12 protein-coding genes are annotated in these 12,744 nt (G+C 48.8%); 8 read left to right on the top strand and 4 right to left on the bottom strand.

Annotated elements, in window-relative coordinates; genetic code table 11:
• Nucleotides 1-180: 180 nt before the first annotated feature.
• The 5 genes from hemC (at nt 181) to ppa (ending at nt 5,013) form a co-directional block, all read left to right on the top strand.
• Nucleotides 181-1,185, top strand: coding sequence for a hydroxymethylbilane synthase (gene hemC / locus ACO0K4_RS07180; protein WP_422955949.1), 1,005 nt, complete (start codon nt 181-183; stop codon nt 1,183-1,185).
• Complete coding sequence (locus tag ACO0K4_RS07175; RefSeq protein WP_422955948.1) at nt 1,169-2,005, top strand: uroporphyrinogen-III synthase; 837 nt, start codon at nt 1,169-1,171, stop codon at nt 2,003-2,005. The genes hemC and ACO0K4_RS07175 overlap by 17 nt, the downstream gene beginning before the upstream one ends.
• Nucleotides 2,002-3,165, top strand: a complete 1,164-nt coding sequence (locus ACO0K4_RS07170) for a uroporphyrinogen-III C-methyltransferase (protein WP_422955947.1) — start codon at nt 2,002-2,004, stop codon at nt 3,163-3,165. Before ACO0K4_RS07175 ends, ACO0K4_RS07170 begins: the two co-directional genes overlap by 4 nt.
• Before the next feature lie 14 nt (nt 3,166-3,179).
• A complete protein-coding gene (locus ACO0K4_RS07165; protein WP_422955946.1) occupies nt 3,180-4,376 on the top strand; it encodes a heme biosynthesis protein HemY in 1,197 nt (398 codons plus the stop codon).
• Between the two features lie 109 nt (nt 4,377-4,485).
• A complete protein-coding gene (ppa, locus tag ACO0K4_RS07160; protein ID WP_422955945.1) occupies nt 4,486-5,013 on the top strand; it encodes an inorganic diphosphatase in 528 nt (175 codons plus the stop codon).
• Nucleotides 5,014-5,127: 114 nt separating this feature from the next.
• Here ppa and ACO0K4_RS07155 read toward each other — a convergent pair whose 3' ends face one another.
• Nucleotides 5,128-6,108 carry a serine/threonine protein kinase gene (locus ACO0K4_RS07155; RefSeq protein ID WP_422955944.1) on the bottom strand — a complete coding sequence of 327 codons (981 nt, stop codon included), beginning with the start codon at nt 6,106-6,108 and terminating at the stop codon, nt 5,128-5,130.
• 123 nt (nt 6,109-6,231) lie between these two features.
• Nucleotides 6,232-7,398, bottom strand: coding sequence for a GNAT family N-acetyltransferase (locus ACO0K4_RS07150; protein WP_422955943.1), 1,167 nt, complete (start codon nt 7,396-7,398; stop codon nt 6,232-6,234).
• 80 nt (nt 7,399-7,478) lie between these two features.
• Here ACO0K4_RS07150 and ACO0K4_RS07145 point away from each other — a divergent pair, with 80 nt between their 5' ends.
• From ACO0K4_RS07145 to ACO0K4_RS07135, 3 genes are read left to right on the top strand one after another with little or no spacing between them, the layout of a single operon-like run.
• Nucleotides 7,479-9,107 carry an NAD+ synthase gene (locus ACO0K4_RS07145; protein WP_422955942.1) on the top strand — a complete coding sequence of 543 codons (1,629 nt, stop codon included), beginning with the start codon at nt 7,479-7,481 and terminating at the stop codon, nt 9,105-9,107.
• Nucleotides 9,108-9,161: 54 nt separating this feature from the next.
• Nucleotides 9,162-9,500, top strand: a complete 339-nt coding sequence (locus tag ACO0K4_RS07140) for a P-II family nitrogen regulator (protein ID WP_422955941.1) — start codon at nt 9,162-9,164, stop codon at nt 9,498-9,500.
• Nucleotides 9,501-9,521: 21 nt separating this feature from the next.
• Nucleotides 9,522-10,673 carry an ABC transporter substrate-binding protein gene (locus ACO0K4_RS07135; protein WP_422955940.1) on the top strand — a complete coding sequence of 384 codons (1,152 nt, stop codon included), beginning with the start codon at nt 9,522-9,524 and terminating at the stop codon, nt 10,671-10,673.
• 99 nt (nt 10,674-10,772) lie between these two features.
• On the opposite strand, the gene ACO0K4_RS07130 is transcribed toward ACO0K4_RS07135, so the two are convergent.
• Both ACO0K4_RS07130 and trxB read right to left on the bottom strand, forming a co-directional pair.
• The gene (locus ACO0K4_RS07130) at nt 10,773-11,414 is read right to left on the bottom strand and encodes a Smr/MutS family protein (protein ID WP_422955939.1); all 642 of its coding nucleotides are present in this window, start codon (nt 11,412-11,414) and stop codon (nt 10,773-10,775) included.
• Between the two features lie 21 nt (nt 11,415-11,435).
• Nucleotides 11,436-12,389, bottom strand: coding sequence for a thioredoxin-disulfide reductase (gene trxB, locus ACO0K4_RS07125; protein ID WP_422955938.1), 954 nt, complete (start codon nt 12,387-12,389; stop codon nt 11,436-11,438).
• Nucleotides 12,390-12,744 lie beyond the last annotated feature (355 nt).

Genomic DNA, 12,744 nt, shown 5'->3' with positions numbered 1-12,744 from the left:
CTTACCATACCGTGGAGGGTATATTTGTCGCATCATCATACCGCCAGCCTCAATATTTTGTGACGTTGCTTGCTTCTTGCGCCAGATCCGGTTTGTGAATGATTGCCTGAAGCTGTTTTAATCTTTAGTCTCGGTGATGCTGAATACTTCACTATCCGGATCTGATCAAGGGTAGTGCGCATGATAAAATTCAGCACTATTTTATTGAAGGTTCTTGTCTTGAACGCATCTCATCCTACCAAATTAGTTATTGCTTCCCGCGAAAGCCGTCTCGCCATGTGGCAGGCAGAGCATGTCCGGGACCGGCTTGCTGCGCTGTACCCTGATTGCGAGATTGCCATTCTTGGCATGACAACGCGTGGCGATCAGATTCTGGACCGTGCTTTGTCCAAAGTCGGCGGTAAGGGTTTGTTTGTTAAGGAACTTGAAGTTGCGATGGCGGAGGGGCGTGCTGATCTGGCGGTGCATTCGCTGAAAGACGTACCGATGGATCTGCCTGAAGGTTTCGCCCTGGCGGCGGTGCTGGAACGTGAAGACCCGCGCGATGCCTTCGTGTCCAATGAATATTCTGGTCTGGAGCAGTTACCGGCAGGGGCGGTAGTCGGCACCAGCAGCCTGCGTCGTCAGGCGTTGATTGCAGCTCGGTTTCCTCATCTGATTATTCGCCCTTTGCGCGGTAATCTGGATACGCGTTTGCGTAAGCTTGATAGCGGTGAATATGCCGCGATTATTCTGGCGGCTGCGGGATTGAAGCGTCTGGGTTTACCGGAAAGAATTCGTGCTTATCTGGAGCCGGAGCAAAGTCTGCCGGCAGCAGGGCAAGGCGCTATGGCGATTGAAATTCCAGACCATCGTCCGGAATTAAAAACCTGGCTGGCTGCCTTAAACCATGCAGAAACTGAGCAGGCGGTTAGTGCTGAGCGTACCGTGTCAAAAGCGTTTGGCGGAAGTTGCCAGATTCCCTTGGCGGCATTCGCAACGATAAGCGACGGTGTAATGCAGTTGCGCGCCATGGTCGCGCTGCCTGATGGCAGTCGTATTGCGACTGCCGCGGTGAGTGCTGCGGTTCACGACGTCACTAGTGCGCAAGCCTTGGGCGCGCAGGTTGCCGAGGCACTGGCTGCACAAGATGCTGCAGCGATTTTAGCTGCCTGCAAAGTGGAACCTCTTGATACTGCTGGCTGAACTTTCCTCCTCTATGCCGAATCCTGTCGTTCTTACCCGACCTGCGGAGCAGGCGGCCGATCTTGCTGCGCGCATCGCTGCCAGCGGACGAATCCTGATTCCTTTCCCGCTACTGGAAATTCACGGCCTCACTGATTACACCGCGCTGGACAGTGTTTTGGCGAACCTGTCGGAGTTTGGCCTGATTGCGTTTGTTAGTCCGAATGCGATTCGTGCGGTTTTTTCTCGTATCACTTGCTTACCTGACCAGCTTCCTGTGGCAGTTATGGGACAGGGAAGCCTGGCGACGCTTGCTGAATTTGGAATCGGTCCGGCTCCTGCGATCGATGCAGGCTACGGGAGCAATCATCACGAGAGAGTGATTTTTTATCCGCGTAATCCTGAGCGTACCGATTCGGAAACCTTGCTCGACGAACTGGATATTCCATCGCTGCGTTTAAAAAAAGTATTGATAATTCGCGGCGAGACCGGACGTGAATTACTGGCAGATCGTTTGCGCGCACAAGGCGTTGACGTTACGCAGATAGCCGCTTACCGCCGTGCAGCTCCTGTTTTTACTTTGGAGCGTCAACAACAGTTAGTGCAACTTCTTGAGTCCAGCAACGACTGGATTGTGACGAGTTCCGAGGCCTTGCACACAGTGTTGAGCTGGGCGCAGCAGTCAGGTGGACAGAAGTTCGTGGCAAAATTGCAACATCAGCATTTGATCGTGCCGCACGTCCGCATCGCTGAAACTGCGCAAAAATCAGGATTTCAATCGATAACTCTCTCAGGTTCTGGCGACGAACATCTGCTTGTCGCGTTACAATCTCGTCTATGAACGATACGCACTCATCATCTGACACTATATCGATGGATAAAACGCCTGAAACACTTACGTCACAACCCTTACCTCAGGTTCAGCCTGACGGGACAAAGGTGCTTGGTCTGACTCAGCCAGCCTACATCGTAGCTGGCGTGCTTGCAGTTTTGCTGGCCGCTAGCTGGTGGTCATCGCAAAACCAGATCAGTGCCTTGCGCGAAGAGGTTGCCAAGCGGCTGCAAACGGCTGATACGACTAGTAGCGAAACTAAAGTGCTTGCTAAAACAGTCCAAGAAAACAGCAAAGAAATTCAAGCCAAGGTGACTTTGCTCGAAGGTAAACAAACTGAAGCTCAGGGACAACAACTCGCGCTGGAGCAGCTCTATCAGGATTTATCCAAGAACCGTGATGAATGGGCTCTGGCTGAGATCGAACAGGTGCTGGCGACGGCAAGTCAGCAACTTCAGCTGGCGGGTAATGTGCAGGGCGCTTTGATCGCGTTGCAAAATGCGGATAGCCGCTTGGCTAAATCTGAAAAACCCCAATTTATTACGATACGCCGTGCCATCGCTAAAGATATTGAGAAGCTGAAATCCTTGCCCATCCTTGATTTGACGGGCATTGCGCTGCGCCTTGATAGCGTGATTGCTCAGGTCGACCACATTCCTTTATGGGCAGACGAAAAATCAGTGGTCTCGGCAACGCCGCCGAAAGCACCTCTACGGGTTTTGCCAAGATCCGCTAATGTGAATAGAAACGGTAAGAAAACGGTAGAAGAAGAGATTCCCGAAAACACCTGGAGCATGCGTGCTCAGGATGCCTGGCAAAGTTTTTCCAGCGAGATGTGGAACGAAGTCAAACAATTGATACGTGTTCGCAATGTCGAATCACCGGATGCTTTATTGCTGAATCCTTCGCAGAGTTATTTTGCACGTGAAAATCTGAAACTCCGTTTATTAAATGCACGTCTGGCACTTTTATCCAGAAATGAAAGCACCTTCCGCAGCGATATGATTGCCGCTCAAGATGCCATTACCAAATATTTTGATACCCGCGCTAAACAGACGCAAACGGTGCAGGCTTTGCTGAGACAAGTGCAGGGTAGCAATCTGTCGATCGAAATGCCGACTCTGGCCGACAGCCTGAACGCGGTTCGTAATTACAAAGTGAAGCCTTAGGGATCGTTGAGAATATGCGTCTTTTTATCCGGCTTCTGATTTTATTTGCACTGGCAGTTGGTCTGGCTGTCGGTGCCCGTTTTAATCCTGGCAATGTGGTGTTGTTCTATCCGCCTTACAGGATAGATTTGTCACTGAATTTCTTCCTGCTCCTGATGCTGGTCTTGTTTGTGGTGATCTATCTGGTTATCCGTACCATCGTCGCGACGCAAAAAATGCCACGTAAAGTTGCGGCATATCGCCAGAGCAAACGCGAGCGTGACGGGAACAAAGCCTTGAGAGAATCGCTGAAAGCCTTATTTGAAGGGCGTTTTGGGCATGCCGAAAAAGCGGCTTTACGTGCAATCGAATTGCCAGAAAATTCTGGCGTGGCGTCCCTGATCGGCGCGCGTGCAGCCCATCATATGAGCCAGTTTGAGCGTCGCGATTCCTGGTTTGCCAGTATCGAAGAAGACGTTGCGCATAAGACCGCGCGATTAGTTACCATGACGGAATTGCTAGTCGATGAGCATAAGGCAGAGCAAGCCTTAGAGGCTGTGAAGGAGTTGAATGCAAGCGGAACGCGTCATATTCAGGTGCTACGCTGGGCATTGAAAGCGAACCAGCAAGCCAAAAGATGGCCTGAAGTATTGAAGCTTGTCAGGACTTTGGATAAGCACCGTGCATTACATCCGGCGCTGTCAAATCGTTTGCGTGAGCTCGCTTATGAAGATTTGCTTACAGAGCATGGTCATGACGTCGAGTCTATTCGTCGTGTCTGGTATGAAATTCCTGCCAATGACAGAAAAAATCGCTTCGTTGCCTTCACTGCGGCAAAAACATTTAATGCCCGCGGTCTGCACGAAGATGCGAGAGCCATCGTAGAAAAAACCTTGGCAGAGGAGTGGGATGATCGCTTGATGCGGGTCTATCGCGATGCCTCTGCTGCTGAGGGTTCTGCTGCCTTATTGTCCCAGATCGATCATTGTGAGCGCTGGACCGAGCAGCGTCCTACTGATCCGGAACTGGCGCTGACTCTAGGCACCTTGTGCCTGAAACAAAAATTATGGGGCAAGGCGCAGCGTCACATGGAGCAGGCACTCTCCGATGCGATTGAATCCCGTACTGTACGCGAGGCCAATCTCAAACTTGCGCAGCTCCATGAAGCTCTGGGGCAGACTGAGGAAGCAGCGCAGCATTATCGCCAGTGTGCGATTGCGACTTTGTTATAAGACATGTTGGCGAAGGATGTTGTTGCGCACAATTTGACACAAAAATCGTGCTTGAAAGCAGCTATAATCCAGCCCCATCACATTTTAATTTTTACTTTGAGAGAGCACTATGAGCTTGAATAACGTTCCTGCCGGCCGCGACTTGCCGAAAGATTTCAATGTCATTATTGAAATTCCGATGAATGCCGACCCGATCAAATATGAAGTCGATAAGGATACTGGCGCGATTTTTGTCGACCGTTTTATGGGTACGGCAATGCACTATCCATGTAACTACGGTTATGTGCCACAAACCATTGCAGGCGATGGCGATCCGGTCGATGTTTTGGTGATTACCCCTTTCCCGTTGATTCCAGGCGTTGTTGTACGCTGCCGTGCAATTGGCGTGCTGAAAATGACAGATGAAGCAGGTAACGATGCCAAAGTGCTGGCGGTACCTGTAGATAAAATTTTGTCGATCTACTCTCACTGGCAAAAGCCGGAAGACATGAACGAATTGCGTTTGCGTCAGATCCAGCATTTCTTTGAGCATTACAAAGATCTGGAAAAAGGTAAATGGGTCAAGGTCGAAGGCTGGGCAGGACCTGATGAAGCACATAAAGAAATTATGGATGGCGTCGCTAACTACAAGCCGTAATTTTTACGGATCCAGAGACTTTTAGCGTTAGCAAGAATCAGCATCTTTATTTGATGGATGTTGATGGCAGTAAAAAAAGCACAGATTTCTGTGCTTTTTTATTGGTCGCGCAGCCTATTTCAGTGAGTACGCTGCCACCAGGCCTATTGCTGCAATCAGTGCAACCCAACTGATCCAGGAGATACTTGGTTTGTCATCATTGCTGACATCATGACTGTTTTTGCCACCTTGTTTGCGTTTACGTTTCAAGCGTTGATCCCGTTCTAGGACTTTTTGTAAGGCATGCGCCATGTCCGCTGCGCTTGCATAACGATCCGCAGGATTTTTTTGCATCGCTTTTGAGACAATATTCGACAAACTTACGGAGACGTTCGGATTCAGTTCTGACGGCGGCCTGGCTTGTTTATGTGCGATCTGATTCAGCAGCTTGTCGAGATCGTTTGACTGAAATGGCTTCTGCTGTGTCAGCATTTCGTACATCACTGCACCTAGCGAAAACACGTCGGTCAGATTATTAACCTGTTGCCCCATTGCCTGCTCCGGCGACATGTAATTCGGCGTACCCAGAATATTGTTATTAAATAAGGTCTGTTCCGGCTTGTCCGGATTCATCAGGATGCGATTCGGGGCGCGGGCAATGCCAAAATCGACTACCTTCGGCTGCTTATTCGGTAAGATAAAAATGTTCGCCGGTTTGATGTCGCGATGTATCACGCCATTATCATGCGCGTAGGCCAGCGCTTCGGCGATTTTATGGATAATGTTTGCTGTCTCTATGCTGTCAAAGCGTTTGCCGCTGGCAAGCAATTCACGCAAATCCTTACCTTGTAAAAATTCCATGGCGATAAACGTCGTACCCCCCTCGCTGGAGGCATCAAATATGGTGACAATATTCTGATGAGATAGACGACCGGCGGCGCGAGCTTCATTAATGAATTGTTGCTCACGTTGTTTTTTATCTGCAATGCCATGGCTGGTGCCGAGGATTTTGATTGCAACGGCACGGTCAATCACCGGATCATGGCCTAAAAATACGGCGCCATTCGACCCCTTGCCTAACTTGTCCGTCAGATAAAAACGGCCAATTCGGCGCATTGGAAGTCCTTGTGCAGAACTTTGCGCGCTTGATGGAGTAGTCGATGAGGGTGTCATTGATACAGCATGCCTTGGACCGAGAAGAAATTCAAGTGTTTGCAGAATTCATTCGTTTTTTTGCTTTTACCCGCTCAGGCTTTTATTCGGGTTTTTAAAGGGGATGCGATCATTCAGCTCGTTGTAGTAATGGGCGATTCCCTCGGTTTCTCGCTCCAGGAAATGAGCAACCGCATCAGAGAACTCTGGTCGTGCTAAAAAATGGAGCGAGCAGGTTTTTTGCGGTAAAAACCCTCTCGCCATTTTATGTTCGCCTTGCGCACCACCCTCAAATATACCAATGTTGTTTGCAATGCAAAACTCAATCGCCTGATAGTAAGCGGTCTCAAAATGTAAACATGGTACCTCTTCAATGCATCCCCAATAGCGGCCGTACAGTCGTGCTTCGTCATATACCAGTAGTGATGACGCAATTCTTTTGCCATGACGTTCGGCGAAGATGAGATGAAGATGCTCGGACATGCTTGCCCCGATCCGCTGAAAAAAATCGAGATTCAGATAGGGCGAGGAATGATGATCTGCATAAGTGTGGTCATAGCAGCGTTTAAAGAATTGCCAGTCCTCCGCTCGCATATCTTTGCCTGCAATATGTTGGAAAGTCACTCCGGCATCGCTAACCTTGCGTCGCTCGGCACGAATATTTTTTCGTTTTTTTTGTTCCAATTGGGAAAGAAATTGCTCAAAATTGAGGTAATCTCTGTTTATCCAGTGAAACTGAATGCCAGTGCGAAGTAAATAACCCCTAGCTTTTAATAACTCTGCCTCTTCCTGAGCGGGGAAAAGCACATGTGCCGACGAATACGCACCGTTTGCCAGATGCTTCTCAAGCGCATCTAGTAGCGCTACCTGTGCATTCTGATCTTGAGCAAGCAGGCGATTGCCTGCAACAGGGGTAAATGGAATTGCTGACAGTAATTTAGGATAATAGTGAAAACCGTGTCTTTGATAGGCATCGGCCCAAGCCCAATCAAATACATACTCGCCGTAAGAATGCATTTTTTCATATAACGGCATAGCGGCAAGTAAATGATCTGCATCCCAAATCGTCAGATATTGAGGATGCCAGCCAGTGTCAACTGATGCGGATCCGGATTCATGCAAAGCATGCAGGAACGCATGTGACAGAAAGGGATTGCCATCAGTTTGCTGGCTAAGTAAGGCATCCCATTGGCTTGCTGATATCTCTGACAACGAATCGAGCACTCGCGTGCGATAATGTATCTGTTTCGACATGTTGTCCGTGTTATTCATAGTTCAACATCAATTCAAACTCAGTTTTCATCACTCATTTTTCAAAAGTCAGACTAGGTACCATGACAGTAAAAGTTGCAATCGCCCAGATGAACAGCGTGGTCGGTGATCTCACCGGTAATGCCGTTCAGATTATCGGCTATGTTCAGCGCGCTTATAAACAGGGCGCGGATATCGTCGTTACGCCTGAATTATCGCTGGTTGGTTATCCGCCTGAAGATTTACTGCTGCGCACTGCATTCTACGCAAAAACTCAGGAAACATTATTGAGTCTTGCGACAAGTCTGGCCAGCATGCTGGACGTACACGTGCTGATTGGATATCCGGAAGAGAGTAATGGTGCGCGTTACAACGCAGTGGCGGTATTGTGCAATGGTGCCATTATTGGCCGTTACTGGAAGCATGATTTGCCTAATGACATGGTCTTTGACGAGAAACGATATTTCTCATCCGGTAAAGATGCCTTGGTGTTCGACGTAAAAGGAACTCGTTTCGGCGTCAATATTTGCGAAGATACATGGTACCGCAATGCGCCGGGTCTGGCGCGCCAGGCTGGTGCGGAGGTATTGCTGGTACCGAATGGTTCGCCATACCATATGAGCAAGCAGCACCAGCGCTATGACGTGATGCGGGCCAATGTCACGGATCAAGGAATGTCCTTGGTCTACGCGAATCTGGTAGGTGGACAAGATGAGTTAATTTTTGACGGTAATTCTTTTGTCATGGATGAGCATGGTGCATTGCTTACCCAGCTAAAACATTGCGAAGAAGATTTGCAGATCATCGAATTTCATAGTGCGACACCTAAGATAGTTCAAGGCGGGCAAGCAGAACAGAACAGCCCGCTTAGTATAGAAGCTCAGGTGTACCAGGCACTGGTACTGGGCGTCCGTGATTATGTCGGTAAAAATGGATTCCCTAGCATCGTCCTCGGCTTATCTGGCGGCGTCGACTCGGCGCTGGTGCTGGCGATTGCCGTCGATGCATTAGGTGCTGATAAGGTCAGGGCGGTCATGATGCCGTCCCCGTACACCGCCGAAATTTCCTGGCTGGATTCTCGTGCAATGGTCGATGGCCTTGCTGTACGCTACGATGAAATCTCAATCGCCGACTGTTTCAGCGCATTTCGCACCACATTGCGCCAGGAGTTTGCCGGTTTGGCTGAAGACACTACCGAAGAAAATATTCAGGCACGGATACGCGGCACCATTTTGATGGCCTTGTCGAATAAATATGGATCCATCGTCCTGACGACGGGTAATAAGAGTGAGATGGCGGTAGGTTATTGCACTTTGTACGGTGATATGGCGGGCGGTTTTGCGGTGATCAAAGATATTGCCAAAACTCTGGTATATCGTTTATGTGCTTATCGTAACAGCCTGTCGCCAGTCATCCCTGAGCGCATCCTGACTCGTGCACCATCTGCCGAATTGAGACCAGATCAGACGGATCAGGATTCTTTGCCACCTTACGAGGTACTGGATGGCATCATGCAGCGCTACATGGAAGAAAATCAAAGTCGTGCGGAGATCGTCGCTGCCGGGTATCGTGAAGAAGACGTTGAAAGAATCACGCGCTTGATTAAAATCAACGAATACAAACGCCGCCAGGCACCAGTCGGTATCCGGGTCACACACCGCGCATTCGGCCGTGACTGGCGCTACCCGATTACGTCAAAATTCCGCGATTGAGTCAGTGTCTTTGTATCGATCATATTTCAAACTATAAAATTCAAGGATAAAAAAATGAAACAAATTACGGCAGTGATTAAACCCTTCAAACTCGATGAAGTTCGTGAGGCGCTGGCAGAAGTTGGTGTTACCGGATTGACAGTAACGGAAGTCAAAGGCTTCGGTCGTCAAAAAGGACATACCGAACTTTATCGCGGTGCTGAGTACGTCGTCGATTTTTTACCGAAAGTTAAAGTAGAGGTCGTCGTTGATGACAATGTGTGCGATCACGTTGTTGACGCGATCATTAAAGCGGCACACACCGGTAAAATCGGTGATGGCAAAATTTTTGTACAAAATGTAGAACAGGTTATCCGTATCCGTACGGGTGAAACTGGTTCTGACGCTGTTTAACCCCAATTAAACAGGTTGATTATGCAAATTATCCGTCGACGCTTGTCAATTTTTCTGGCGAGCTTTTTATTACTCGGCGTAACAGCCTCAGCGGTTGCAGAGCAGGGTGTTACTGAGCAAAAAATTATTCTGGGACAATCGGCGGCTTTCTCCGGTCCTGCAGCGCAGTTAGGTATTCAACTGCATGCCGGTGCAAAAGCCTATTTTGATCAGGTGAATTCAACTGGCGGTGTATATGGCCGTAAGATCGAAATCATCAAAATGGATGATAAATATGAGGCTGAACTTGCTGCGGCCAATACCAAAAAACTGATCGAGAACGAAGATGTTTTCGCATTGTTTGGTTACGTCGGGACGCCGACCAGTAATGCTTCGCTGCCGATTTTTACTGCAGCAAAGGTGCCATTTTTTGCCCCGTTTACGGGCGCACAATCTTTGCGTGAACCGCTGAATCGCCAGATCTTTAATATCCGGGGTTCGTACTTTGATGAGACGGAGCACCTGGTCGAGCGTTTGGTCAGAACCGGAATAAAAAACATCGCTGTGTTTTACCAGAACGATGCTTACGGCAAAGCAGGTTTGGCTGGCGTGGAGCGTGCGCTGAAAAAAATGAATGTGCAGATGGTAGAGACTGCAACGGTGGAGCGTAACAGCACCGATGTCGCCAAGGCCGTTGAAAAAATCTTGCCAAAACGTCCGGATGCGATTATCCAGATCAGTGCGTATTCTTCATGCGCTGCCTATATCAAAGAAATGCGTAAGGCAGGTTATACGGGTCAATTTTACAATGTGTCGTTTGTCGGTAGCCAGGCGCTGTCTGATGCTTTAGGCAAAGAAGGTCATGGTATTGTGATTTCCCAGGTTGTCCCTTTCCCTTGGCACGCTGCGACACCTGTCGTTGCCGAGTACACCAAAGTCATGCAAAAGGCAGGAATTAACGATCTCAATTTTTCCAGTCTGGAGGGCTTTATTGCAGCCAAAGTTTTCGTTGAAGGATTGCGTCGCTCCGGCCGCAATCTGACGCGTGAAAAATTGATTTCTTCTTTGGAATCTATTAATAGTGCGAACTATGATGTGGGTGGCTTTGATGTGAACTTTTCGTCAACCAGCCATAACGGGTCAAAATATGTCGATATGACCGTGATTTCTAAAGACGGTAAATTCCGTAATTAAATTCATGCAGACTACACTGTGTCGTTGCAATTTAATTCGATTTGATTCGATTCAACTCAATTGGTTTGAGTCGGCACAGTGCCAGCACGACGTAGTTTTTTAGCTGGATTTAAGCAGCACAATTAAAGCGCCGGAACCACCGTCCGGTGCTGTCGCCTGGCTAAATGCCAACACCTCATCTTTTTGTATCAACCAGTTTTTAACCTTGTTCTTTAAGACAGGTTCTTTATTGACTGATCCCAAACCTTTGCCGTGAATAATCCTGACGCAGCGGTGTTCATTGCGCAAGCATCGTCGTAAAAACTCACCAAGACTATCTCTAGCCTGATCGCGTCGCATCCCGTGCAGGTCAAGCTGAGCCTGTATCGTCCAGTGGCCGGTGCGGAGTTTTTTTGCGACATCGATGCCGACACCTGCCCGTGTATAGCTTAGGCCGTCATCGGTATCTAGCAGGCTGCTCGCATCGAATTCGTCGGATAGTGATTCCTGTAACGCTGCGCGCTCGTCGGCGATGTGGTGAAAAGGGATGGGTTGAGGCCGGACTACGGGAGCGGTGTGCTTGGCGGCCGTCTTCAGCGGCGCTACCTCGCCCACGCTACTGCGGAAAATATTTGCTTCCAGCTTCGCCTGATGCTCCTGCTTGGCGCGTTCAGCGTCTTCTTTTTGACGAAGCCCCTCTTGTTGTTTTAACTGCTGACCCAAGTTCTTCAGGTCAGCAAAATTTTTTAATGAAGCAGGCATGGATTGATAGGATTAACTGGATTAAGTTTCCAGATAGCGTTGCGCATCCAGCGCAGCCATACATCCCGTACCGGCGCTGGTGATGGCCTGGCGATAGATGTGATCCTGCACATCGCCGGCAGCGAATACGCCAGGGATACTGGTTGCTGTTGCCATGCCTTCGAGACCGGTTTTAGTTTTGATATAACCGTTATGCATGTCTAGCTGACCATCGAAAATACCTGTGTTAGGTTTGTGTCCGATCGCAATAAACACGCCATGTAAGGTCACGTCGCTGATGTTGCCATCTGCGGATTTGATCTTGATACCAGTGACGCCTGAATCATCACCGACGACTTCTTCCAGTGTGTGATTCCACTTGATCTCGATTTTGCCTTCGGCGACTTTTGCCATCAATCTGTCGATCAGGATTGCTTCTGCACGGAATTTATCACGGCGATGTACTACCGTGACTTTGCTTGCGATGTTCGATAAGTACAACGCTTCTTCCACCGCCGTATTACCACCACCAACGACGGCGACTTCTTTAGCGCGATAGAAAAATCCGTCACAAGTAGCGCAGGCAGAGACGCCTTTACCCATGAATGCCTGTTCAGACGGCAGACCAAGATATTGGGCAGACGCACCAGTGGCAATAATCAGCGAGTCGCAGGTGTATTCGGCCTGATCGCCGATCAAGCGGATAGGTTTTTCGTTGAGTTTGGCGGTATGGATGTAGTCAAAAATGATTTCGGTGTTAAAGCGCTCTGCGTGTTGCAAAAAGCGTTGCATCAATTCCGGTCCTTGCACGCCCATAGGATCTGCTGGCCAGTTCTCTACGTCGGTCGTAGTCATTAATTGACCGCCTTGTTCTACGCCGGTAATCAATACCGGTTTCAGGTTCGCGCGTGCCGCATATACTGCCGCTGAGTAGCCTGCAGGGCCAGAGCCAAGGATCAAGACATGAGCGTGTTTTGGAGTAGTGGTAGTTGACATAGGCTAGCCTGAAAATGATGTTGGGATGACGTACTATCAATAATAGCGTAGTAAAAAATGCTTAAAAAAACGTGCCGGAAGTTAATGCAAGATACCGTAACTTATCTGCTGATACCATTTGGAAATGGCGCTAAACAGCATAATTTCAAGAGAAATCAGTGATTTACATTCCTGCGATAAAGCCGGGCAGTGATAAGCCAAGATTATAGTCGATTACGGCGCGACGGACTTTTCACACGTATTTTGGGGAAGGGATCCGGATATTGTTTTAATGTTAAAACCGCAGAATCGAGTGGTAAGCGCAGTCAGATTTGGCGACACTTATCAAGCATGCTATCTTATGCTGGTTTTTCAC

This window comes from Undibacterium sp. RuTC16W (assembly GCF_049339445.1).
Lineage (GTDB): Bacteria > Pseudomonadota > Gammaproteobacteria > Burkholderiales > Burkholderiaceae_D > Undibacterium.
Note: the sequence above shows the minus strand (reverse complement) of the source record. Positions and strands in the feature narration are given on the sequence as shown.

Bases quoted from the DNA above. Each gene is read 5' to 3' on its own strand.
- ACO0K4_RS07135 (WP_422955940.1), top strand. From the start codon at position 9,522: ATGCAAATTATCCGTCGACGCTTGTCAATTTTTCTGGCGAGCTTTTTA.
- ACO0K4_RS07130 (WP_422955939.1), bottom strand. From the start codon at position 11,414: ATGCCTGCTTCATTAAAAAATTTTGCTGACCTGAAGAACTTGGGTCAG.
- hemC (WP_422955949.1), top strand. From the start codon at position 181: ATGATAAAATTCAGCACTATTTTATTGAAGGTTCTTGTCTTGAACGCA.
- ACO0K4_RS07145 (WP_422955942.1), top strand. From the start codon at position 7,479: ATGACAGTAAAAGTTGCAATCGCCCAGATGAACAGCGTGGTCGGTGAT.
- trxB (WP_422955938.1), bottom strand. From the start codon at position 12,389: ATGTCAACTACCACTACTCCAAAACACGCTCATGTCTTGATCCTTGGC.
- ACO0K4_RS07150 (WP_422955943.1), bottom strand. From the start codon at position 7,398: ATGTCGAAACAGATACATTATCGCACGCGAGTGCTCGATTCGTTGTCA.
- ACO0K4_RS07155 (WP_422955944.1), bottom strand. From the start codon at position 6,108: ATGCGCCGAATTGGCCGTTTTTATCTGACGGACAAGTTAGGCAAGGGG.
- ppa (WP_422955945.1), top strand. From the start codon at position 4,486: ATGAGCTTGAATAACGTTCCTGCCGGCCGCGACTTGCCGAAAGATTTC.
- ACO0K4_RS07140 (WP_422955941.1), top strand. From the start codon at position 9,162: ATGAAACAAATTACGGCAGTGATTAAACCCTTCAAACTCGATGAAGTT.
- ACO0K4_RS07170 (WP_422955947.1), top strand. From the start codon at position 2,002: ATGAACGATACGCACTCATCATCTGACACTATATCGATGGATAAAACG.
- ACO0K4_RS07165 (WP_422955946.1), top strand. From the start codon at position 3,180: ATGCGTCTTTTTATCCGGCTTCTGATTTTATTTGCACTGGCAGTTGGT.